Annotated in this window: 18 protein-coding genes and 2 pseudogenes; 7 read left to right on the forward strand and 13 right to left on the reverse strand. The window is 63.3% G+C overall.

The annotated features are described in order from the left end of the window. The first annotated feature begins 33 nt into the window (after positions 1 to 33). Positions 34 to 441 (forward strand): carboxymuconolactone decarboxylase family protein, encoded by a 408-nt coding sequence (locus ACVDG8_RS30855; RefSeq protein ID WP_447251834.1) that lies wholly within the window; start codon positions 34 to 36, stop codon positions 439 to 441. A gap of 163 nt (positions 442 to 604) precedes the next feature. Here the strand turns inward: ACVDG8_RS30855 and ACVDG8_RS30860 are convergent, their stop codons facing one another. The 11 genes and pseudogenes from ACVDG8_RS30860 to ACVDG8_RS30910 form a co-directional block, all read right to left on the reverse strand. Next, complete coding sequence (locus ACVDG8_RS30860; RefSeq protein WP_447251835.1) at positions 605 to 1,492, reverse strand: amidohydrolase family protein; 888 nt, start codon at positions 1,490 to 1,492, stop codon at positions 605 to 607. After that, positions 1,492 to 2,566, reverse strand: a pseudogene (locus tag ACVDG8_RS30865) (vWA domain-containing protein). The gene ACVDG8_RS30860 and the pseudogene ACVDG8_RS30865 overlap by 1 nt, the downstream one beginning before the upstream one ends. A 221-nt stretch (positions 2,567 to 2,787) precedes the next feature. Next, entirely contained in the window at positions 2,788 to 3,669 is an 882-nt protein-coding gene (locus tag ACVDG8_RS30870; RefSeq protein WP_447251837.1) for an AAA family ATPase, read from the reverse strand. A gap of 8 nt (positions 3,670 to 3,677) precedes the next feature. Further along, positions 3,678 to 4,682, reverse strand: a complete 1,005-nt coding sequence (locus ACVDG8_RS30875; RefSeq protein WP_447251838.1) for a xanthine dehydrogenase family protein molybdopterin-binding subunit — start codon at positions 4,680 to 4,682, stop codon at positions 3,678 to 3,680. A gap of 1 nt (position 4,683) precedes the next feature. Next, positions 4,684 to 6,051, reverse strand: a complete 1,368-nt coding sequence (locus ACVDG8_RS30880) for a xanthine dehydrogenase family protein molybdopterin-binding subunit (RefSeq protein WP_455707361.1) — start codon at positions 6,049 to 6,051, stop codon at positions 4,684 to 4,686. Positions 6,052 to 6,062: 11 nt separating this feature from the next. Then, complete coding sequence (locus tag ACVDG8_RS30885) at positions 6,063 to 6,545, reverse strand: (2Fe-2S)-binding protein (protein ID WP_447251840.1); 483 nt, start codon at positions 6,543 to 6,545, stop codon at positions 6,063 to 6,065. Positions 6,546 to 6,602: 57 nt separating this feature from the next. Next, positions 6,603 to 7,397, reverse strand: coding sequence for an FAD binding domain-containing protein (locus ACVDG8_RS30890; protein ID WP_447251841.1), 795 nt, complete (start codon positions 7,395 to 7,397; stop codon positions 6,603 to 6,605). A gap of 11 nt (positions 7,398 to 7,408) precedes the next feature. Beyond that, positions 7,409 to 7,851: pseudogene (locus tag ACVDG8_RS30895) on the reverse strand (SRPBCC family protein). Between the two features lie 127 nt (positions 7,852 to 7,978). Beyond that, positions 7,979 to 8,806: a helix-turn-helix domain-containing protein gene (locus ACVDG8_RS30900; RefSeq protein ID WP_447251843.1), complete on the reverse strand. Its 828-nt coding sequence runs from the start codon at positions 8,804 to 8,806 to the stop codon at positions 7,979 to 7,981. A gap of 153 nt (positions 8,807 to 8,959) precedes the next feature. Continuing rightward, positions 8,960 to 9,958 (reverse strand): ABC transporter permease, encoded by a 999-nt coding sequence (locus ACVDG8_RS30905; protein WP_447251844.1) that lies wholly within the window; start codon positions 9,956 to 9,958, stop codon positions 8,960 to 8,962. 28 nt (positions 9,959 to 9,986) lie between these two features. Next, positions 9,987 to 10,730, reverse strand: a complete 744-nt coding sequence (locus ACVDG8_RS30910; protein WP_447251845.1) for an ATP-binding cassette domain-containing protein — start codon at positions 10,728 to 10,730, stop codon at positions 9,987 to 9,989. 455 nt (positions 10,731 to 11,185) lie between these two features. On the opposite strand from ACVDG8_RS30910, the gene ACVDG8_RS30915 reads away from it, so the two are divergent. Beyond that, a complete protein-coding gene (locus ACVDG8_RS30915; protein WP_447251846.1) occupies positions 11,186 to 12,175 on the forward strand; it encodes a sugar-binding protein in 990 nt (329 codons plus the stop codon). Between the two features lie 90 nt (positions 12,176 to 12,265). Here ACVDG8_RS30915 and ACVDG8_RS30920 read toward each other — a convergent pair whose 3' ends face one another. After that, a complete protein-coding gene (locus ACVDG8_RS30920) occupies positions 12,266 to 13,204 on the reverse strand; it encodes an NAD(P)-dependent oxidoreductase (protein WP_455707362.1) in 939 nt (312 codons plus the stop codon). A 132-nt stretch (positions 13,205 to 13,336) separates the two neighbouring features. Between ACVDG8_RS30920 and ACVDG8_RS30925 the strand changes: the two genes are divergently transcribed. Then, complete coding sequence (locus tag ACVDG8_RS30925; RefSeq protein ID WP_447251848.1) at positions 13,337 to 14,233, forward strand: NAD-dependent epimerase/dehydratase family protein; 897 nt, start codon at positions 13,337 to 13,339, stop codon at positions 14,231 to 14,233. Between the two features lie 102 nt (positions 14,234 to 14,335). Then, on the forward strand, positions 14,336 to 15,112 hold the full coding sequence (locus ACVDG8_RS30930) for a FadR/GntR family transcriptional regulator (protein WP_447251849.1): 777 nt from the start codon (positions 14,336 to 14,338) through the stop codon (positions 15,110 to 15,112). A gap of 31 nt (positions 15,113 to 15,143) precedes the next feature. Here the strand turns inward: ACVDG8_RS30930 and ACVDG8_RS30935 are convergent, their stop codons facing one another. Further along, positions 15,144 to 15,431 carry a DUF3175 domain-containing protein gene (locus ACVDG8_RS30935; RefSeq protein WP_447251850.1) on the reverse strand — a complete coding sequence of 96 codons (288 nt, stop codon included), beginning with the start codon at positions 15,429 to 15,431 and terminating at the stop codon, positions 15,144 to 15,146. 220 nt (positions 15,432 to 15,651) lie between these two features. Here ACVDG8_RS30935 and ACVDG8_RS30940 point away from each other — a divergent pair, with 220 nt between their 5' ends. The 3 genes from ACVDG8_RS30940 to ACVDG8_RS30950 all read left to right on the forward strand — a co-directional run bounded on the left by ACVDG8_RS30940 (position 15,652) and on the right by ACVDG8_RS30950 (position 19,460). Beyond that, positions 15,652 to 16,824, forward strand: a complete 1,173-nt coding sequence (locus ACVDG8_RS30940) for an MFS transporter (RefSeq protein WP_447257142.1) — start codon at positions 15,652 to 15,654, stop codon at positions 16,822 to 16,824. 177 nt (positions 16,825 to 17,001) lie between these two features. Beyond that, entirely contained in the window at positions 17,002 to 18,039 is a 1,038-nt protein-coding gene (gntR, locus tag ACVDG8_RS30945; RefSeq protein ID WP_447251851.1) for an HTH-type transcriptional regulator GntR, read from the forward strand. A 293-nt stretch (positions 18,040 to 18,332) separates the two neighbouring features. After that, entirely contained in the window at positions 18,333 to 19,460 is a 1,128-nt protein-coding gene (locus ACVDG8_RS30950; RefSeq protein WP_447251852.1) for a sugar ABC transporter substrate-binding protein, read from the forward strand. Positions 19,461 to 19,523: the final 63 nt, after the last annotated feature.

Below are 19,523 nucleotides of genomic sequence, written 5' to 3' on the forward strand. Positions count from 1 at the left end.
CACCTGATTCAATCCACACGAAAGGACCGCATCATGGCCACCACAAGACTCCTCAGCGACGCCGAGGTCGAAAAAATCCCGGCGGTGAAAGCCGTGTTCGACGATATCCGCGCGACGCGAAAGTCCGATTTCGTCAACAATTTCTGGCGGGGGCTGGCCAACGATCCGGCGGCATTGAAGCGGGTGTGGGAGCAGCTCAAGGCGGTGATGATGGCCGACAGCGCCATCGATCCGCTGACCAAGGAGATGATCTATATCGCCGTCTCGGTCGCCAATGGTTGTTCCTATTGCATCCATTCGCACACGGCGGCGGCCCGCGCCAAGGGCATGACCGATGTGCAGCATGGCGAGCTGGTATCGATCATCGGCCTTGCCGGCCAGACCAACCATCTGGTCACCGCCATGCAGATCCCGGTCGATCCGCAATTCGAGGTGAAGTGAGGCGCCGGCTCCCTTCTCCCCTTGTGGGAGAAGGTGTCGCCGAAGGCGACGGATGAGGTGTTCCAGGAAACAGCGGCGTCTCACTCCGCTGGAACACCCCTCATCCGTCTCGGCGCAGCGCGCCGATCCACCTTCTCCCACAAGAGGAGAAGGAAAAAGAGCGCTACACTGGTCGGTATACCTTCTCCGCCGTGTTCCAGAAGATATCCGCCTCGGCTTGCGCTCCGTGGCGGGCCACTGCCGCGCGGTGCGCCTTGATGAGTTCGGCGTGGCTGGTCCACAGCTTTTCGATCGGGAAGTTCGAGCCGAACATCAGCCGGTCGCTGCCGAGGATTTCGATCGCGTTGTCGACGATATAGACGATCAGTCCCGGATCGTTGCGGTGCTCGAAAGTGCCCAGCCCCGACAGCTTTGCGTAGAAGTTCGGCGCGGTCGAAAGCGTATGCAGGCCGGCCTTCCAGGCTTCCGTGGTTTCGGGCTCCATGCCGGTCAGCATGCCCGCATGCGTCAGGATGAAATTGGTTTGCGGATTCTCGCCAACCAGCATCAGCCCGTCCTTCATCTGAGCGGGGAAAAGCTGCAGGTCGAAGGATAGGCCATGGTCCTTCAGCCGGGCCACGTTGGCGCGCACTTTGGGATCGATTACCTGGTCCGCCGAGGCGGCAAAGCGGAAGGCGGGCGTCTCGTGCCAATGGAGCTGCATGCGCACGCCGCGCAGCAGCTTGTATTTCATCAGCCGGTCGATCTGTGGGCGGACATCGTCGACCGTCATATCCGCATAGCCGACAATGGCGTGCGGCCAGCCGGTCTCGTCAGATGTCTTCTGCAGCAAGGCGACCTCCTTTTCGAAATCCTCCTTGGCCCAGTTGGTCTGGACGTAGACGGCCTTCTCGATGCCGGATCCCTTCTGGTCCCCGAGGAATTCCGTGATCGGATAGTCGCGGCGGATCGGCTCGTAGGGGCCGAAGATGCGCGGCACCATCGGGCCGACCAGCCAGGGCTGGTCCTGTTGGCGCCAGATATGGAAATGCGCGTCGATGGCTTTCTGCATCACGATACCCTTTTCCAGGTTGTCGATGCCGCCGGAGCAGGGCGGGCGAGCGACAGGATGAAATCGGTGAGGCCGGCGAGCGAGGAGCCGTCGACCAGATCGTCGAGCAGCGGCAGGATGGCGCGAAGCGCTGCGGTGGCCGGGCGGAAGCGCGGGTCACCGGCCAAGGGCGTGGCCAGCGACAGCCGGAAGGCGCGGGCACTGAGCCGCCGCATGGCTGTTTCCAACTCGGCATGATCACCGCGCTCCAGCGCATCCGACAGGATGACGATCGCGGCACCGCGCGCGAAGGCCGAGAAGCGCGGCACCGACAAGAAGGCGAGCAATGTCGGTCCCATGCGGGTGCCGCCGTCCCAGTCGTCGACCTGGGCGGCCGCGCGCGTTAGCGCCTGGTCGCGATCGCGGATGCGCAATGCCGAGGTGATGCGGGTGAGCCGCGTGCCGAAGGTGAAGATTTCCGCCCTGTCAGCACCTTGCACGGCGGCATGCGCGAGCTTGAGATAGTCCGCCGTGTGCAATTTCATCGAGCCGGAGACATCGATCAGCAGCAAAAGCTTGCGCGGCACGGTCTGGCGGCGGCGCAGCAGTGGCGAGGGTACGTCGCCATCGGCGCTGACAATCTCTGAGCGAGCGGCGCAGGTCGAGCTTGCCACGCGAATGGGTGCGCACGGTGCGGAAGGAGCGGCGCGCGGGCAGGGCAGATGAGAGCTTGCGGCGAAAGGCGGTCAGCCTATCGTCGTCGCGCTGGAATTCGCGAGTGCTCAGTTGCTCGAGAGCTGAGGATAGCTCGCCGCCCTTCTCCTGGCGCGTGGTCTCGCGCTCTTCTTCGCGCGTGCCGCCGTTGTCCTTGATGCGGGTTTCCTCGTCGGCGTCGCCTTCGAACACGGCTGAAATGTTGCCGTAGAAGTGGCTCTGGAAATGCGCCTCGAATTCGTCGCGGCGGTCGGGTGGTGGTGCCAGCGTGGCAAGTGCCGCCTCACGGATGTCGGCCATCGAGCGGGGGCCGAGCAACGTCACTGCCTGCATGAAGCCGGAAACCTGTTCGGGTGCGACGGCAAAACTGTAGCGGCGCAAGAGACGAGCGAAGCTGAGCAGGGGGCCGCGGCGCGGGTAGGCTCTCCTCGCCCCGTTTACGGGGTCCGAAGGACGGGTCGAGACAGGCGGCTCGACCCCTGATGCCGGCAGGCAGGTGAGGGGCGGCGCCGACTTCTGATGATCATGGCGCCGCCCCTCATCCGCCCCTTCGGGGCACCTTCTCCCCGTGAACGGGGAGAAGGAATTGTTGAGGTCCCGCATCACGCCAGCGCCTCCTCGACGATGCGGCCAAGTTCGGGCGCGATGTAGGACAGGTCTTCCTCATCCTTGATCAGAACGCCAATGGCGCGGCGGAAGGCTTCGGGCCATGGGCTGCCGCCTTTTTCGAGGATGGTCGCGGCATTGGCCCATTCGACCGCCTCGGCGATGCCGGGCGGCTTGGCCAGCGGGCGCGCGCGGATGGTCTGCACCGCAGCCGCCACGGCACGTGCCGTTGCCTCGGCGACATCGCCAGCGCGCAGCATGATGATGGCGGCTTCGCGCTCGGCATCGGGATAGCCGATCCAGTGATAGACGCAGCGCCGGCGCAAGGCTTCCGCGAGTTCGCGGGTACGGTTCGAGGTCAGGATGACGATCGGCTGGGCAGCAGCGCGGATAGTGCCGCGCTCTGGAATGCTGATCTGGAAGTCGGACAGAAATTCGAGCAGGAGCGCTTCGAATTCGTGGTCGGAACGGTCGACTTCGTCGACCAGCAGCACACGCTGCTCCGGTGCCCGCAACACCTGCAGCAGCGGCCGGGCGATCAGAAAGCGGTCGTCATAGATGTCGATCTCATGCTCGCCGGCATGACGGATGGCGAGCAGTTGGCGCTGGTAGTTCCACTCGTAGAGCGCATGCGCGGCGTCGATGCCTTCGTAGCATTGCAGCCGCACCAGATCGCGGCCAAGCAGTTCGGCGATTGCCTTGGCCGCTTCCGTCTTGCCGACGCCCGGCGCGCCTTCCAGCAACAGCGGCTTGCCGAGCCGAATGGCCAGGAAGATGGCGGTGGCGAGACTGTCATCGGCCAGATAGCGCGAGGCGGCGAGATGCTGCGCCACCGCCTCCGGCGAGGTCGCGACAGTCTCTGCGCTGGTCCAGTTCATTTTGGTCCTCAGTTCGCCGCTTGCGCCTTGAGCGCACGCAAAATGCGTTCCGGCGTGATCGGCAGCGTGTCGATGCGCACGCCGACGGCGTCGAAGACGGCATTGGCGACGGCGGGGATTTGCGGGTTGGCGCACATTTCACCCGGCCCCTTGGCGCCGTACGGTCCATCGGCTGACGGCCGCTCCAGCACGATGATCTCGGTCTCGGCGAGATCGCCGGGGCCGGGCATCAGATATTGATTGAAGTCGGTGCCGCCATGGTCGCGGTTGGGATAGTAAGGCTCGGTCGTCTCATAGAGCGCGTGGCTGATGCCCATCCAGGAGCCGCCGACCAATTGCTGCTCGACCATTTTCGGATTCAGCGCGCGGCCGATCTCGAAGACGTTCTTCACCGTCAGCACGGTGACTTCGCCGGTCTCGTCGTCGACCTCGACCTCGGCCACCGTGCAGGCGTGGGCGTAGCAGGTCGAGGGCTTCATCGCGCCGGTTTCTTTCTCGGGATAAGAGCGCGGGATCAGGAACATGCCGCGGCCTGATATCGAGCGGCCGCGCTTGAAATGCGCCGACAGCGCGACATCGAAGATCGAGATCGACTTTTGCGGCGCGCCCTTGACCGTTATGTTGCCTTGGCCGTCGGTATCGAGGTCGGAGGCGTTCACTTCAAGTTCCTCGGCCGCAACTTCCAGCATCACTTGGCGCGCTTCTTTTGCCGCCTGGATGACGGCATTGCCGGCGCGGTGCGTGCCGCGCGAGGCGAAGGTGCCCATGCAATGCGGGCCGGTATCGGTGTCGGCGGTGTCGACGACGACGCGGTCGGTCGGCACACCGATCGTCTCGGCGCAAATCTGCGCCATGATCTGCTTCAGGCCCTGGCCGAGATCGACGGATGACAGCGTCACCATGAAATTGCCGGTCGGCGTCGAGTGGACCAGCGCCTGGGTCGGGTCGCCGCCGAGGTTCATGCCGGTGGGATAGTTGATCGCGGCGACGCCGCGTCCGCGTCGGATCGCCATCTCAGGCCCCCTTCCTGTAGGAAGACATCGTCATGTATTTCTCCGCCACCGGCCAGTTGGCGGCGCGCGAAGCCTCCTGCATGCACTCGATGAGGGCCGCCCCTTCGGTCGGTTGGCGATGCGCCTTCATGTCGCCATCGCGGTAGGCGTTGATGAAGCGGAATTCGAGTGGATCCATGCCGATCAGCCGCGCCAGCTTGTCCATCTGCACTTCAAGGGCGAAGTCGCCGATGGTGACGCCGAAGCCGCGCATGGCCGACGAGGGCGTGCGGTTGGTGTAGACGCAATAGGTGTCGATCCAGACATTGGGGACCGTGTAGGGGCCGGGATAGTGCCCGGCACCCTTCTGCGCGCCATAGGGCGAATGGCGCGAATAGGCGCCCGCATCGGTATAACCGGTGACCTTGCGGGCGATGATGCGGCCATCTTTCATGACGCCGTCCTTGATGACGACTTTTTCGGCCGCACGCGGCGACGAGATCTGCATCTCCTCCTCGCGGCTGTAGATGAAGGAGACCGGGCGGCCGGTCAGCTTGGCGCCGAGGATGGCGATGGGCTCGACGATGACGTCGACCTTGCCGCCAAAGCCGCCGCCGACGGTGCCGCCGACGAAGTGCAGCTTCGAGCCCTGCATCTGCAGTATGATCGAGGCGTTGTCGAGGGTGAAGAACATCGCCTGCGTGTTGGTGTAGCAGGTGAAACGGTCATTGCCTTCGGGCACTACCACGCAGCCGGTGGTCTCGGTCGGCGCATGCTCGATCGGCGAGGACTGGTAGCTCTGTTCGAGGATGTGATCGGCGCCGGCAAAACCCGCCTCGACATCGCCGAAGCGCACCTTGCGGCACTCGCCGCTGTCATAGAGATAATAGTTCTGGCCGTGATATTCGTTGACCAGCGGCGCGCCGGGCTTCAGCGCTTCCTCCATGTCGAAGACCGCCGGCAGCACCTCATAGTCGACCTTGACCTTGGCGGCGGCTTCCTGGGCGGCGCGTTCGGTCTCGGCCAGCACCGCCACCACGGCCTCGCCTTTCCAGCGAACCTTGCCGTCGGCCAGCACTGTCTCGTCCTCGGGGCCGATCTGGATCAGGATCAGGATGGTGTAGACATTGTGCGGCACATCTTTGGCGGTGAGGATTTTCACCACGCCGGGATGCTTTTCCGCTTCGGATGTGTCGATAGAGCGGATACGGGCATGATGATGCGGGCTGCGCACCATCTTCAAATGCAGCATGTTGGGAAAGGTGCGGTCGGCGAAATAGGCGGTCTTGCCGGTGGCATGTCCGGGCAGATCCGAACGCGGTCTTGGCTGGCCGATCTCGTGCAGATCGTCCTTGCGCATATCGGCGAAGTAGTTTTTCCGCAGTTCCATGTTGCTTCCCCTCAGGCGGCGTTCTGCGAATTGGCGCGGGCAGCGGTGAGCACCGCCTGGATGATCGGCTCGTAGCCGGTGCAGCGGCAGATGTTGCCGGATAGCGCCTCGACCACGTCCTCGCGGCTGGGATTGGGCGTATGGTCGAGCAGCACCTTGGCGGCCATGATCATGCCTGGCGTGCAGAAGCCGCATTGCGTGGCGAAGGCATCGAGGAAGGCGCGCTGCAGCGGATGCAGAACACCGCCTTCGGCGAGGCCGGATGTGGTGGTGATGCTAGCGCCGTTGCAGGTCTCTGCCAGTGTCAGGCAAGACAGCCTGAGTTCGCCATCGACGATGACGGAGCAGGCGCCGCACGTGCCCTGGTGGCAACCGCCCTTCGGCGAGGTATCGCCGATCTTGTCGCGCAAGGCGTTGAGCAGCGTCGTGCCGCTGTCGATGAATTCGGCTTTTTCCGAGCCGTTGAGCGTGAATTGAACCGGGACCTTGGCCATTCTTCCTCCCCTGCGCGCCTGCCCGGATCGACCGGACAGACGCGCGTCCCCACGGATTTACTTCGTCAGCAACCGGCCGAGATGGACCGGCAGGACTTCGGCGCGGTACCAGGCGCTGGCGATCGGATCGGTGATCGGCGCGATGCCTTCGGTGCCGGCGGCCAGCGCTGCTGCGATGCCGTCCCGGTCAAGCGTCTTTCCTAGAAGCGCCTTTTCCGCCGCCTTGGCGCGCATCGGCCGGTCGGCCATGCAGCCGAGCGCGATCCGCGCCGAGGACACGGCGCCGTCGGTAGCCAGCTCGAGAACGGCGGCGATACTGAGCACCGAGACACCCTTGGGCTTGACCCGTGACACTTTCAGGAAGCGGAAGTTGTCGGCTTTTGGCAGCGTGAAGCTGACTGACGTGACGATGGCACGGCTGTCATCCCGCGCGGCCAGAAAGGTCTCGATGGGCAATTCGCCGTCATCGGTACTGACCAGGGCATCGAGCGCCAGCAGGGCAACGGCGAAGTCGCCGTAGGGCGCAGGTGCGAACAGATTGCCACCGACGGTCGCCATGTTGCGGATTGCCGGGCCGCCAACCGCGCGTGCGGCCTTGGCAAGGGCGGCAAGGTCCGGATGGCGGGCGATCGCCGCCATCGTCACCGAAGCGCCGATGCGGACCGCGTCGCCTGAAACCACGATGGCCGACAGGGCCGGGTCGGTCGACCTGATCAGGCCGGAGACCGAAACATCACCTTCATTGGCCGCGCGGACGACCAGCGTGCCGCCGCCGAGATAGCGCGCGCCCTGGGCTTTCAGCGCCGCGTTCGCGTCCTTCACCGTTGCGAAAGTCTGGAGTGCCAGCGCCATGGGCCGCTCCTTCAGCTCTGGCCGCTAAAATGGCTCTTCAGGGCGTTGAAGCCGCCCTGGAAGACATTGGCGCCCATGCCGGCGGCGAGCTTGTCGGCCTCTTCTGGGGCAGCGTCGAAGCTGGCGGTCCATTCTGCATAGGTGCGGTCGCCATCGGTGACGCGGCGCAATTGCAGCGTCGCCTTGTGATTGGTTAGCGGCTGGGGGTCTCCAGGATCGAGTAGCTGACGAGGAAGTTCTCATCGGAGAAATCGAGCAGCTGTTCACGCAGCCGCGCGCCGCTGGCCAGCTCGAAATTGCGCACACAGCCGATCGTCGAGGCGTCCTTGCCGTCCTCGATATGGCTTTCGACCATGCGTGGATGCCAGCCCGGCAGGCCGTTGAAGTCGCGTATCCGCGCCCAGACCTTTTCGACCGGGGCGTCGATGACGCTGGAGACGGTGACGGCAACCATGTGATCTTCCCCTCATATTCCAGGATGCTGCGAGGGTAGGTCGGCAGCTGATGTTGCGCTTATCAATGCGTCTTGCGGTGCTATCAACGAGTCTGAAAAACCGGCAAGTTGGAGGCGATGGCTTAGCTCAGGCAATCGCCCGCGCCGCCTCGCGGTAGAGCGTTGGCGGCACGCCGACATGATCGCGGAAGAAGCGCGAGAAATTGCCCTGGGTGGTGAAGCCGAGATTGCAGGCGACGGAGATCAGCGGTTCCTGCGACCATTGCAACTGGCGTACGGCCTCTTCCATGCGCAGCGTGTTCCAGTAGACGTTGGGCGTCAGGTTGGTCTGTTCCTTGAACAAAGCGAAGAAATGCGGCCGCGACAGGCCAACCGATCGGGCGACGTCGTCGAAGGAGATGCGCTCGCAGACATTGGCCTTCATCAGCTGGATCGCCTTGCGGACGCGGAAATCGAGCATCGTGTTGATGCGTGCCCGCACCGCCCGGGGCGCCGAGGCATCCGCCGCGTCGAGCACCGAGTCGATGAAGCGCTCGATCTCGTAATTGGCGACGTCGTCGATGCTTTCATTGTCGGTGAGGTGGTCGAGCAGATTGGCCGCCGCCTGATGCAACCAAGGCTCCAGCGTAATCGCAGCCCGCGTGAACAACGGAGCCGAGCAGGGCAGATCGCGGCGCCGGCGTGCCCAATCGGGATCGATATAGAAGGCCAGGAACAGGCCGGGCTTGCCGTCGTGCGAAAGCGCGTGGCTGTGCGGCTGGAACGAATTGATGCCGGCCGCTGTCCCCGGCCCAAGCCGCACCGTCTCGCGGCCGATGGTCATTTCGCCGGCCGTGCCTTCCAGCCAGATAATGAGATGCGCTTCGCCATGCGCATGGGTGACGAAGTCGTTGGCGACATTCAGCACGGAGACATGTCCGAACCGGCCCCAATAGAGCCTGATCGCGTCCGTCATGGGTATCGTTCCTCCCGCAGGCGCTGGCCTCCCTTCGCCTGCCAAGGGATAGTGCGGCTGGGGTCCGGCCGCGTCAAGGCGGGCAGAACGCGGCCGAACCCGCGTTCTCGACGCCAAAATGGATTTTCAGACTGAGCGATAGGAGGTGTAGCGCTAATCGCTGCGCCTGAAATTGCGGAGGCGGTCGAACAGCACCGCCAGGATGATGGCGCCGCCGATGAAGGTGCCTTGCCAGAAGGCGTTTATGCCAAGCAGGCCGAGGCTGTTGCGGATCACTTCGATCAGCGCGGCGCCGACAATAGCGCCGAAGGCGGTGCCGACACCGCCGGCGAGATTGGCGCCGCCGATGACGGTGGCGGCAATCACCTGCAGCTCCATGCCGGTGCCGAGATTGGTGGTGACGGCGCCCAGCCATCCGGTCTGGATGATGCCGGCCACCCCGGCCGACAGCGCCGAGATCATATAGACCGCGACCTTGATCCGCTTGACCGGAACGCCGGTCAGCGTTGCCGCATGCTCGTTGCCGCCGATGGCGAAGATGTGCCGGCCGAATTTGGTCCAGCGCAGGGTGAAGCCGGTGATCAGGGCCAGGATGATCATGTAGAGCACCGGATTGGCGATGCCGAACAGCCAGGCGCCGCCGCCGAGCGCCAGAAGTTTCTGATGGTCCGGCCCGAACTGGAACACCACCGTGTTGTTGGACGCGACCATGGCAAGGCTGCGCGCCACCGACAGCACGCCGAGCGTCACCACGAAAGGCGGGAAGCCGAGATAGGCGATGAGCACGCCGTTGAAGGCGCCGACGGCAAGCGCGGTTGCGATCGAAGCCAATATGCCGACCTCGATCGAGTAACCGGCATGCATGGTGACGGCCAGTATCATCGAGCACAGGCAAAGCACCGAGCCGACCGAAAGGTCGATGCCGCCGGTGATGATGACGAAGGTCATGCCCAGCGCCACGATGGCAACGAAGGTGATGTTGCGGGTGATGTTGTAGAGGTTCTTCGAGGTGGCGAAGGAATCGGTGGCGAAGGACAGGAACAGGCAAGCCAGGATGACCGCGATCACCACCCAGAAGGTCTGGTTGGCAAAGAGCCGCGACAGCAATGTGTGCTGCTTCTGCGCGATCGTCTGGTCAAGGGTGACTGCCATTATCGACCTTTCCTGAGAGGGCGCAAGATCACGCCACCTGTTCGATGGCGCCGGTGATCAGCCCGGTGACTTCCTCGGGTGAACTCGCCGCGATCTTCTTGTCGGCCACCTTGCGGCCGCGCCGCATGACGATGACGCGATCGGCGACATCGAAGACGTCGGGCATGCGGTGGCTGATCAGCACGACCGCAATGCCTTGGTCGCGAAGGTGTCGGATCAGGTTCAGCACCTCGGCGACCTGTCGGACCGAGATCGCCGCCGTCGGCTCGTCCATCAGCACGATCTTGGCCTGCGACAGCATTGTGCGGGCGATCGCCACCGCCTGGCGCTGGCCGCCCGACATCTGCTTGACCAGATCGCGCGGGCGGGTTTCGGATTTCAGCTCGGCGAAGAGCTGGCCGGCGCGCTTGTACATCGCGCCATAGTCGAGAATGCGCAGCGGGCCGAAGCCACGTCGCAGCTCACGGCCGAGATAGACATTTGCCGCAGCCGTCAGATTGTTGCAGAGCGCAAGGTCCTGGTGGACGATCTCGATGCCGTGCTGGCGCGCCTCCGCCGGCTTGTGCAGGACAAGCTCCTTGCCGTCCAGACGCATGGTGCCGTGGCTCGGATGGAAATTGCCGGCGATCATCTTGACCAGCGTCGACTTGCCGGCGCCGTTGTCGCCCATCAGGCCGACGACCTCGCCGGCCTCCAGCGAAAACGACACGTCGTTGACCGCCTGGATGGCGCCGAAATGCTTCGAGATGTTGGCGAGTTCGAGAACTGGCACCAGCCTTAAGCCTCCCCTTTTCTAGCGCTATCCTTCGCCATGGACGATCGGCGTGACGCAGGTCGCCCGCCCTGTTCCTCCCAAGCGAGCGCGATGCCCGCATTTAGGCTAATGCCGGCAAAGGCGTCAATCAATTGTCAGACGATTAATTTCGAGTCTCGACGAAAAATCCGTTTTGTAGGACAAATAGCAATTGACGTTGGTGAAAAGCCGATATTAGCTAAGCCTCGGAGGAAGTTTTTGCTCGTCGTCGGCGGCTGTCTGGCGCAGAGGCGGGCAAATGGATTTGATGATCAGGGTCCGGCGACGTCAGTATTCGTTCGAACTGGCGACGGATCGGCAAATGCTTATCAGCACGGGGAAGGTACGGGTCGGTTGCGATCGCGTTCTCTTGCATCCCGAGCTGATCTGTATGGCGGGCACGCCGTGTCCGTCTGGTTCAAGGGAGGACTGATATGAGGAAAACACTTTTGCTCGCCGCCGTCGCCGCGATGGCGCTGGGCGCCGGGCCGGCTTTGGCCAAGAAACAGCTCGTCATCGTCGTGAAGGGCCTCGACAACCCGTTCTTCGAAGCCATCCACCAGGGCTGCGAGAAATGGAACAAGGAAAACGCCAGCTCGGAGTATGAATGCTTCTACACCGGCCCGGCATCGACCTCGGATGAAGCCGGCGAAGCCCAGATCCTTCAGGATGTGCTGAGCAAGCCGGATACGGCCGCGGTGGCGATCTCGCCGTCCAACGCGCCGTTGATCGCGCAGACCCTCAAGAGCGCCAAGCCGACGATCCCGATCATGACGGTCGACGCCGACCTGAGCAAGGACGACGCAGCGCTTCGCAAGACCTATCTCGGCACCGACAATTACCTGATGGGCAAGAAGATCGGTGAATACATCAAGAAAGCCAAGCCGGGCGGCGGTAAGATCTGCACCATCGAAGGCAATCCCGCGGCCGACAACATCCTGCGCCGCGCGCAAGGCATGCGCGATGCGCTGTCGGGCAAGGAAGGCCTTGCCGCTCTTGCCGGCGAAGGTGGCTGGACCGAGGTCGCCGGTTGCCCGGTGTTCACCAATGACGACGGCGCCAAGGGCGTGCAGGCGATGACCGACATCCTCGCTGCCAATCCCGACCTTTCCGCCTTCGGCATCATGGGCGGCTGGCCGCTGTTCGGCGCACCGCAGCCCTATCGCGACCTGTTCAAGCCGCTGGCCGACAAGATCGCCAAGAACGACTTCGTCATTGGCGCCGCCGACACGATCGGCGACGAGGTGGCGATCGCCAAGGAGGGCCTGGTGACCGCGCTGGTCGGCCAGCGGCCGTTCGAAATGGGCTACAAGGCGCCTTCGGTGATGATCGACCTCATCGCCGGCAAGAAGGTCGACGATCCGGTCTTCACCGGCCTCGACGAATGCACCAAGGAAACGGCCGACACCTGCATCCAGAGGTAGGCGACGGCTTCATCCGGAATATCAAAGGGGCGCCGCGAGGCGCCCCTGGCTTTTTCAAAGTCGCATCCTCGGCGAAAGGCGCCTTCCGTCTCAGATCTTCTGCTTCACGCCATCCTTCGTCGGCATCAGGTCGACGCCGTTGAGCTTGCCGATATGGGTGGCGAGCATCGGCACGTACTGCTCGGCGGGGCCGGCGGCGAAGGCCGTCGCAAATGAGTTCTTGGTGGCGTTGCCGAGCGGATTGGCGATGCCTGCGGCGCCCGCCATCGATCCGAGATAAGTCAGGTCCTTGAAGGCATTGGCGATGGAGAATTTATGGGCGTCGCGATCGCCCTCAAGCGTCCAGCGCATGAAGGTCTGGTAGAAGCCGCAATCCATGCGGCCGTTGCGGATGACGCTGTCGAAACGCTGCGGCGAGATGCCGACTTTCTCGGCCAGCGTGAGGGCTTCGGCGTAGATTGCCGCGTAGCCCAGCGAAATGAAGTTGTTGAGCAGCTTCATGCGATGGCCGTCGCCGGTGTCGCCGATATGGACGATGCGGCCGGCCCAGGTCTCGATCACCGGCTTCAGCCTGGCGAACACCGCGTCCGGCGCGCCGACCATGGCGTCGAGCGTGCCTTCCCAGGCTTCCTTCGGCGTGCGGCTGAGCGGCGCGTCGACATAGTCGACGCCGAGCGCCTTGAGTTCGGCGGCCAAAGCCACGGTCGAGACCGGATCGGATGTCGAGCAATCGACGACGACCGCGCCCTTCTTCAAGCCCTCCTTCAGCCCGCCGGGGCCGCGGATGATCGCCTCGACCTCGGGCGAGCCGGTAACGCAGATGAAGACGATGTCGGAGGCCGCCGCCACTTCTTTGGAGGTCGCCACTTCCTTGGCGCCGCGGCCAGCCAGGTCGTCCGCCGGTTTGCGGTTCTTCCTGCCGAGGAAGGTCAGCGCATAGCCCTTGTCGACGATGTTCTTGGCGATGCCGTGCCCCATCAAGCCGAGGCCGATGAAGCCGATGTTTTCGCGCACCGCGTTCGTGGTCATGTGGGTTGTCCTGTGGTTTGTTCGGCTCTGGGATTATCGATAATCGCGTCATGGTTCTTGCCGCATATGGTTGCGGAATGCAATATTGTCTGACAATACACCTCAATGCCAAGCGATGTGGAGAGAGCAGAAATGACGAAGCGGATCATGTTCACCGGCGGCAGCGGCAAGGCCGGCCGCCATGTCGTGCAATATCTGGTCGAGCATGGCTGCCAGGTGCTCAACATCGACACCAAGCCGCTCGACAATCCAAAGGTGCGCACTTTGATCACCGACATCACCGACAGCGGCCAGGTGTTCAACGCGCTGTCGAGCTATATGGGGCTGCACGAGTTCGATCCGTCGCTGAGAGCCCAGCCGGTTGACGCCGTTGTGCATTTCGCCGCCATTCCGCGCATCATGATCACGCCCGACAATGAGGTGTTCCGCATCAATGCGATGGGCACCTACAATGTCGTCGAGGCAGCGGTGAAGCTCGGCATCCGCAAGGTGATCATCGCCTCCTCGGAGACGACTTACGGCCTGGTCTTTGCCAACGAGCCGCGCAATCCGACGCATTTCCCGCTGGATGAGGACTATGACGTCGATCCGATGGACTCCTATGCGCTGTCCAAGATCGTCAACGAGAAGACGGCGCGCGCCTTTGCGCTGCGCAGCGGCGCCGACATCTATGCGCTGCGCATCGGCAACGTCATCGAGCCGCATGAATATTCACTGTTCCCGAAATGGTTTGCCGATCCGGGTTTTCGCAAGCGGATCGCCTGGAGCTATATCGATGCCCGCGATCTCGGCCAGATCACGCTTCGCGCCATCGAGAAGGATGGGCTGGGCTACCAGGTGTTCAACGCCGCCAATGACGACACCTCGTCCGACCTGCCGACCGCGGAGCTTTTGAAACGCTTCTATCCGGGCGTGCCGGTGAAGGCTGAGCTCGGCGAATATGAGACGCTGCTTTCGAACCGCAAGGCGCGCGAAATGCTCGGCTTCCGACCCGAGCATAGCTGGCGCAAATACGTCAAAACCGCGTGAGAGGGCAACAAACGCTGGTTGAGCTGTGCACATCCGTGCACGTTATGGCAAAGCTGGCTTGTCGTGCTTGACAGCCCCTGAAAACCGGAATCTCTGGATCACATGCGCGACGCGAAGCCGAACAACGAAAAAGGGCCGACGAAAACGCCTGCCGCGGAGCGCCCCGCCGGCGTTCGCCGGCCCAATGCGGCGCGCATGCCGGGCGCCAGCGTGCATACGTCCCTGGCCAGCGAGATCGGCCTCAGGATAGTGCGCGGCGACTACCCGCCGGGCACCATCCTGCCCAACGAAGCCAAATGGTCGGAAACCTTCGACGTCAGCCGGTCGGCCGTGCGCGAAGCCATCAAGATGCTGATGGCCAAGAGCCTGCTCGCATCACGCCCTAAGATCGGCAGCTGGGTCGAGCCGAAGGAGCGCTGGAACCTGCTCGATCGCGACGTGCTGGCCTGGTATGCGACCTCGCCCGACCGCGAGGTGTTCCTGAAGACTGTGCAGGAGTTCCGCCACATCATCGAGCCGGAGGCGACCGCCTTCGCGGCGATGCGGCGCACCGACGAGCAGATGGCGGAGATCAGCATGGCCTGCCGCGAAATGGGCGAGGCGACCAACCTGCAGGAGCGCACGCGGGCCGATACGCGCTTCCACCTCGCCATCCTCAGGGCCTCGGGCAACGATCTGCTGGTGCCGCTCGGCGTGCTGATCGAATCCGCCTTCGACCATCTCTTCACCTACACGACACGTGAGCTGGACGACCTCCATCACGCCCAGAAGCTGCATGAAGCGATCGAGAAGAACATCCGGCTGCAAAGACCGGATGCTGCCCGCAACGCGGTCCGCAAGCTGCTGGCCAATACCGACGAAGTCATTCAAACGCGTTAGCGCCTGTGGCCATCCGCCGGTAGACCTGATCCTAATCCTGCTTCTCGCGGCCGAAGGCGACACGCAGCTCGTCCTTGGCCTTTTCCAGCACCTTCTTGCGCTCTTCGGGCAGGTTCTTGCCGGCGCGGTTGATGTAGAAATTCAACATCGACATGGCGGACTGGAACGGCTCGGCCTTGCGGCGGTCGCTGTGTTCGGCCGAGCGTTTGAGCGAGGCAGCGATCTTTTTCGCATCGTGGGATTCAAACACGTGGTCCTCAAGATCCATCGCGTCGCTGTGCTCGGTCACATCGGCCGACCATTTCTTCCTGGCGGTCATGGCGAAACTCCTTTCTCAAGGCACAACTCCATCGGGTGAGGCCGGTTCCAGCTTCTGGAGTCACGGATTTGCCGGTCGTGGCGCTGCTCGGTCCTGCAAATGAGCCGATAGTGGGCTGGGAACCCGTCAAGTTTCGAGAACAGCGGGACAGGAAACGCCTTTGACGACGGTATCTGCAAATAGGGCCAACAGTCCCGGCATCGACAGCGGCTACGCCTGGATGCGGCTCGCCATTTCGGTGCTGCTCGCCACGATCGGTGCGGTCGGCATGTGGGCCGTCGTCGTGGTGCTGCCCGCCGTGCAGGCCGAGTTCGGCGTCGACCGCGCCGCGGCGTCCATGCCCTACACCGCGACCATGGTCGGCTTTGCCGCCGGCAACGTGCTGGTTGGCCGCGCCATCGACCGCATAGGCTATTGGATCCCGGCGCTGATCTCTTCCGTGGCGCTCTCCGCCGGCCTTCTGCTCGCGGCGCTCTCGACCTCGATCCTGCAATTCACCCTTGCGCAAGGGGTGCTGATCGGCATCGGCACGTCGGTGATCTTCGGGCCACTGATCGCCGACATCTCGCACTGGTTCAACCGCCGGCGCGGCGTTGCCGTCACGGCGGCGGCCGCCGGTAACTATCTCGCCGGCGCGCTTTGGCCGACCATCATGCCGACGCTGATCAAGGCGGAAGGCTGGCGCTTCACCTATGCCGCGATCGGCATCTTCTGCCTGGTCACCATGGTGCCGCTGGTGCTGTTGTTGCGGCGCGGCGCTCCGGACGCGGCGGCGGCCGGCTCGCGGGGAAGCCGGCTGGTGCAACCGATTGCGATGTCGCCGGCGGCGCTGCAGGGGCTGCTGGTCGTCGCCGGCCTCGGCTGCTGCGTGGCGATGTCGATGCCGCAGGTGCACATCGTCGCCTATTGCATGGATCTTGGCTACGGCATCGCGCATGGCGCCGACATGCTGTCGATCATGATGGCGGCGGGCGTCGTCAGCCGGCTTGCTTCTGGCTTTATCGCCGACCGCATCGGTGGGGCGAAAACCTTGATCATCGGTTCAGTGCTGCAATGCCTGTCGCTGCTCTTCTATATCCCGTTCGACGGGCTCGCTTCGCTCTACATCGTGTCGCTGGTGTTCGGCCTGTCGCAAGGCGGCATCGTGCCTTGCTACGCGATCATCGTGCGTGAATATCTGCCTGCCAAGGAGGCCGGCCAGCGTATCGGTATCGTCATGATGGCGACGATTTTCGGCATGGCGATCGGCGGCTGGATGTCAGGTTGGATCTATGACCTGACGGGCTCATATGCCGCCGCGTTCCTGAACGGCATCGCCTGGAATTTGCTGAACATACTGGCGATCGGGCTGTTCATGTGGAAGGCGAGGGGCAACGCACCGGCAATGGCCTGAGGCATCTCTCCAGCCGATCACGGGCGCAACCGCGTCGCTTGACAACCACCCAAGGCTGCGCGACCCCAGTGCCGAGAGTGTGGCACCAGGCCGGTTGGCATGATGGTTGATGGCAAAGACGCTGAATATGGTTTTGCAAGTGCGTAGCGGCCTCGCTCTGCCGCCGGGCAGGCGTCCTTGACCAAGCCGCGCTCGCGCCGGGGCGGCGGCCGCCCGACCATTGCCGACGTGGCGAGCAAGGCCGGCGTTGGCGCCATCACCGTGTCGCGCGCCCTGCGCGAGCCCGGCCGGGTGTCGGAAGATTTGCGACGGCAGATACAGGCCGCGGTCGATGAACTGGGCTATGTGCCCGACCCCAATGCGCGTGCGCTGGCCTCGGCGCGCGCCGAGGTCTTCGGCGTGCTGGTGCCGTCGCTCACCAACAATGTCTTCGCCGAAGTGGTGCGCGGCATCTATGACAGTTTGTCCGACAGCCCGTTCCGCATCCAGCTCGGCAACACGCATTATTCCGGTCTCGAGGAAGAGCGGCTGCTTCAGGTCTTTGGATCGCAACGTCCCGCGGCGCTGATCGTGGCCGGCATCGACCAGACGCCGACCTCGCGAAGATTGCTGGAGAATGCCGGCTGCCCGGTGGTGCAGGTCATGGAGACCGGACCCGACCCCGTCGACATGATGGTCGGCTTCTCGCATCTCGACGGCGGCAGGATGGCGACGGAGCATCTGATCGAAGCCGGGTATCGTCGCATCGGCTTCATCGGCGCGCGCATGGATCCACGCTCGCAGCGGCGCCTTGCCGGCTACCGCGCGGCGATGGAGAAGGCCGGCCTGTTCGACCCGCGGCTGATCACCACCACGCCGGTGCTGTCGAGTGTGTCGCTCGGCCGCGAACTGTTTCGCGATGCGCTGGCCAAGATGCCGACGCTCGACGGCGTGTTCTGCAACAATGACGATATCGCGATCGGCGTGCTGTTCGAATGCCACCGCGCCGCGATCGATGTGCCGAAGACCATCGGCATCGTCGGCTTCAACGATCTCGACATGATGCAGGTGGCGTTTCCGTCGATCACAAGCATCCGCACCCACCGCTATGAGATTGGCCGGCGCGCTGTCGCCATGGCGCTGGCGGAAATCGCCGGAAACCGTCCGGAACAGCGGATCGTCGATCTCGGTTTCGAGCTCATGCGCCGCGAAAGCACGGCGCGCCGAGTATCTTAGAGTTCGCTGAAATGATGCTTTACAGGATTCCTTGGTAGCGCTACCATTCGGCATCCGCGAAAAATCACAACAAAAGTCAGTTCTGTTTATTATACATAAGCGACAGAATTCTCCTTGTTTATTATTGATAATATGATAGTTTTCTAAGCCGCTTGAGGGAGCGAAAGGGAGAAGATCAGGTCGGCGTTGACCGCCTGGAAACCGCGGCGAGCCAAGGCAGGAGGTGCTTGGGCAAACGCGTCGATTGTGCAGCAGCCAACAACAAATCAGAACTGCAAATGGGAGGAATATCGATGATCAAGTCACTCGTTGGTGGCATCGTTGCCGCCACTGCATTCGTTATGCTGAGCTCGTCGGCGATTGCCGCGGGTCCTGAAATCGTGAAGGGCCCGGCTGCCGAGCCCGATTGCTTCGCACCGTGGGCCGCGGATACGCAGTTCTTCAAGTTCCCAAAGAAGGCCGGCCCATACCGCATCGCGCTCGCCAACGGCTATATCGCCAACACCTGGCGCATCCAGATGGTGCAGACCGCGAAGGCCTACGCGGCGCAGAAGGACGTCGCCGCGAAGCTGAAGGAATTCAAGGTGGTCTCGACCGGCGAAGACGTGCCGGCGCAGATTTCGGCGATCAATAACTTCATTGATTCCGGCTACGACGCAATCGTCGTCAACGCTCAGAACCCAACCGCCTTTGGGCCGGTGATCAAGCGCGCCAAGGAAGCCGGTATCGTGCTGGTTGCCTTCGACAACATTCTCGACACCAAGGATGCCATCAACGTCAATGTCGACCAGAAAGGTCTTGGCGAGCTGTGGGGCAAATGGCTGGTCTCGCATGTGCCGAACGGCGGCAAAGTGCTCGAGGTGCGCGGAGTTGCCGGCACTTCCGTCGATACGGACCGTCATGCGGGCATCCACGAGGTGCTCGATGGTTCCGGCAAGAAGTGGGCCGTCACCGAGGTCGTCGGCAAATGGGACGACGGCGTGGCCCAGAAAGCGACGGCCGACGCGATTGCTACCAATGGACCCTTCGACGGCATCACCGGGCAAGGCGGCGACACCGGCATCGTGCAGGCGATGATGGATGCCAAGCATCCTTTCGTGCCGTTTGGCGGCGAGACCGAGAACGGCTTCCGCAAGTTCTGCGCGGCCCATGCAGGCGACGGGCTGAAATGCTCGTCGGCCGGCACCGGCCCAGCCCAGGTGGCCGTCGCCATCAAGACGGCGATCGCCGCACTCGAAGGCAACGTCGTCCCGCAGTCGGTCAAGCTGCCGCTGGCGATCGTCGAGGATCCGAACTTCAAGGCCGGTCAGGATTTCTTCCCCGACCAGTCCGACAATTTCTTCGTCGGCAATTCCTTCCCGACCTGCGGCATCAATTTCACTGCCCAGGAAATCATGGGTCAGACCAAGGCTGACCAGTAGGTTGAACACCCGGTGTCGTGGGATCTCCACGGCACCGACCACCTGATATTCTGTCATCAAGGT

It is taken from the genome of Mesorhizobium sp. ORM8.1, from assembly GCF_053005525.2.

Excerpts from the sequence above, each read along its gene's own strand:
- ACVDG8_RS30855 (WP_447251834.1), top strand. The coding sequence starts at position 34 with ATGGCCACCACAAGACTCCTCAGCGACGCCGAGGTCGAAAAAATCCCG.
- ACVDG8_RS30860 (WP_447251835.1), bottom strand. The coding sequence starts at position 1,492 with ATGCAGAAAGCCATCGACGCGCATTTCCATATCTGGCGCCAACAGGAC.
- ACVDG8_RS30900 (WP_447251843.1), bottom strand. The coding sequence starts at position 8,806 with ATGACGGACGCGATCAGGCTCTATTGGGGCCGGTTCGGACATGTCTCC.
- ACVDG8_RS30925 (WP_447251848.1), top strand. The coding sequence starts at position 13,337 with ATGACGAAGCGGATCATGTTCACCGGCGGCAGCGGCAAGGCCGGCCGC.
- ACVDG8_RS30885 (WP_447251840.1), bottom strand. The coding sequence starts at position 6,545 with ATGGCCAAGGTCCCGGTTCAATTCACGCTCAACGGCTCGGAAAAAGCC.
- ACVDG8_RS30880 (WP_455707361.1), bottom strand. The coding sequence starts at position 6,051 with ATGGAACTGCGGAAAAACTACTTCGCCGATATGCGCAAGGACGATCTG.
- ACVDG8_RS30875 (WP_447251838.1), bottom strand. The coding sequence starts at position 4,682 with ATGGCGATCCGACGCGGACGCGGCGTCGCCGCGATCAACTATCCCACC.
- ACVDG8_RS30870 (WP_447251837.1), bottom strand. The coding sequence starts at position 3,669 with ATGAACTGGACCAGCGCAGAGACTGTCGCGACCTCGCCGGAGGCGGTG.
- ACVDG8_RS30935 (WP_447251850.1), bottom strand. The coding sequence starts at position 15,431 with ATGACCGCCAGGAAGAAATGGTCGGCCGATGTGACCGAGCACAGCGAC.
- ACVDG8_RS30930 (WP_447251849.1), top strand. The coding sequence starts at position 14,336 with ATGCGCGACGCGAAGCCGAACAACGAAAAAGGGCCGACGAAAACGCCT.
- ACVDG8_RS30950 (WP_447251852.1), top strand. The coding sequence starts at position 18,333 with ATGATCAAGTCACTCGTTGGTGGCATCGTTGCCGCCACTGCATTCGTT.
- ACVDG8_RS30915 (WP_447251846.1), top strand. The coding sequence starts at position 11,186 with ATGAGGAAAACACTTTTGCTCGCCGCCGTCGCCGCGATGGCGCTGGGC.
- ACVDG8_RS30920 (WP_455707362.1), bottom strand. The coding sequence starts at position 13,204 with ATGACCACGAACGCGGTGCGCGAAAACATCGGCTTCATCGGCCTCGGC.
- ACVDG8_RS30905 (WP_447251844.1), bottom strand. The coding sequence starts at position 9,958 with ATGGCAGTCACCCTTGACCAGACGATCGCGCAGAAGCAGCACACATTG.
- ACVDG8_RS30940 (WP_447257142.1), top strand. The coding sequence starts at position 15,652 with ATGCGGCTCGCCATTTCGGTGCTGCTCGCCACGATCGGTGCGGTCGGC.
- ACVDG8_RS30890 (WP_447251841.1), bottom strand. The coding sequence starts at position 7,397 with ATGGCGCTGGCACTCCAGACTTTCGCAACGGTGAAGGACGCGAACGCG.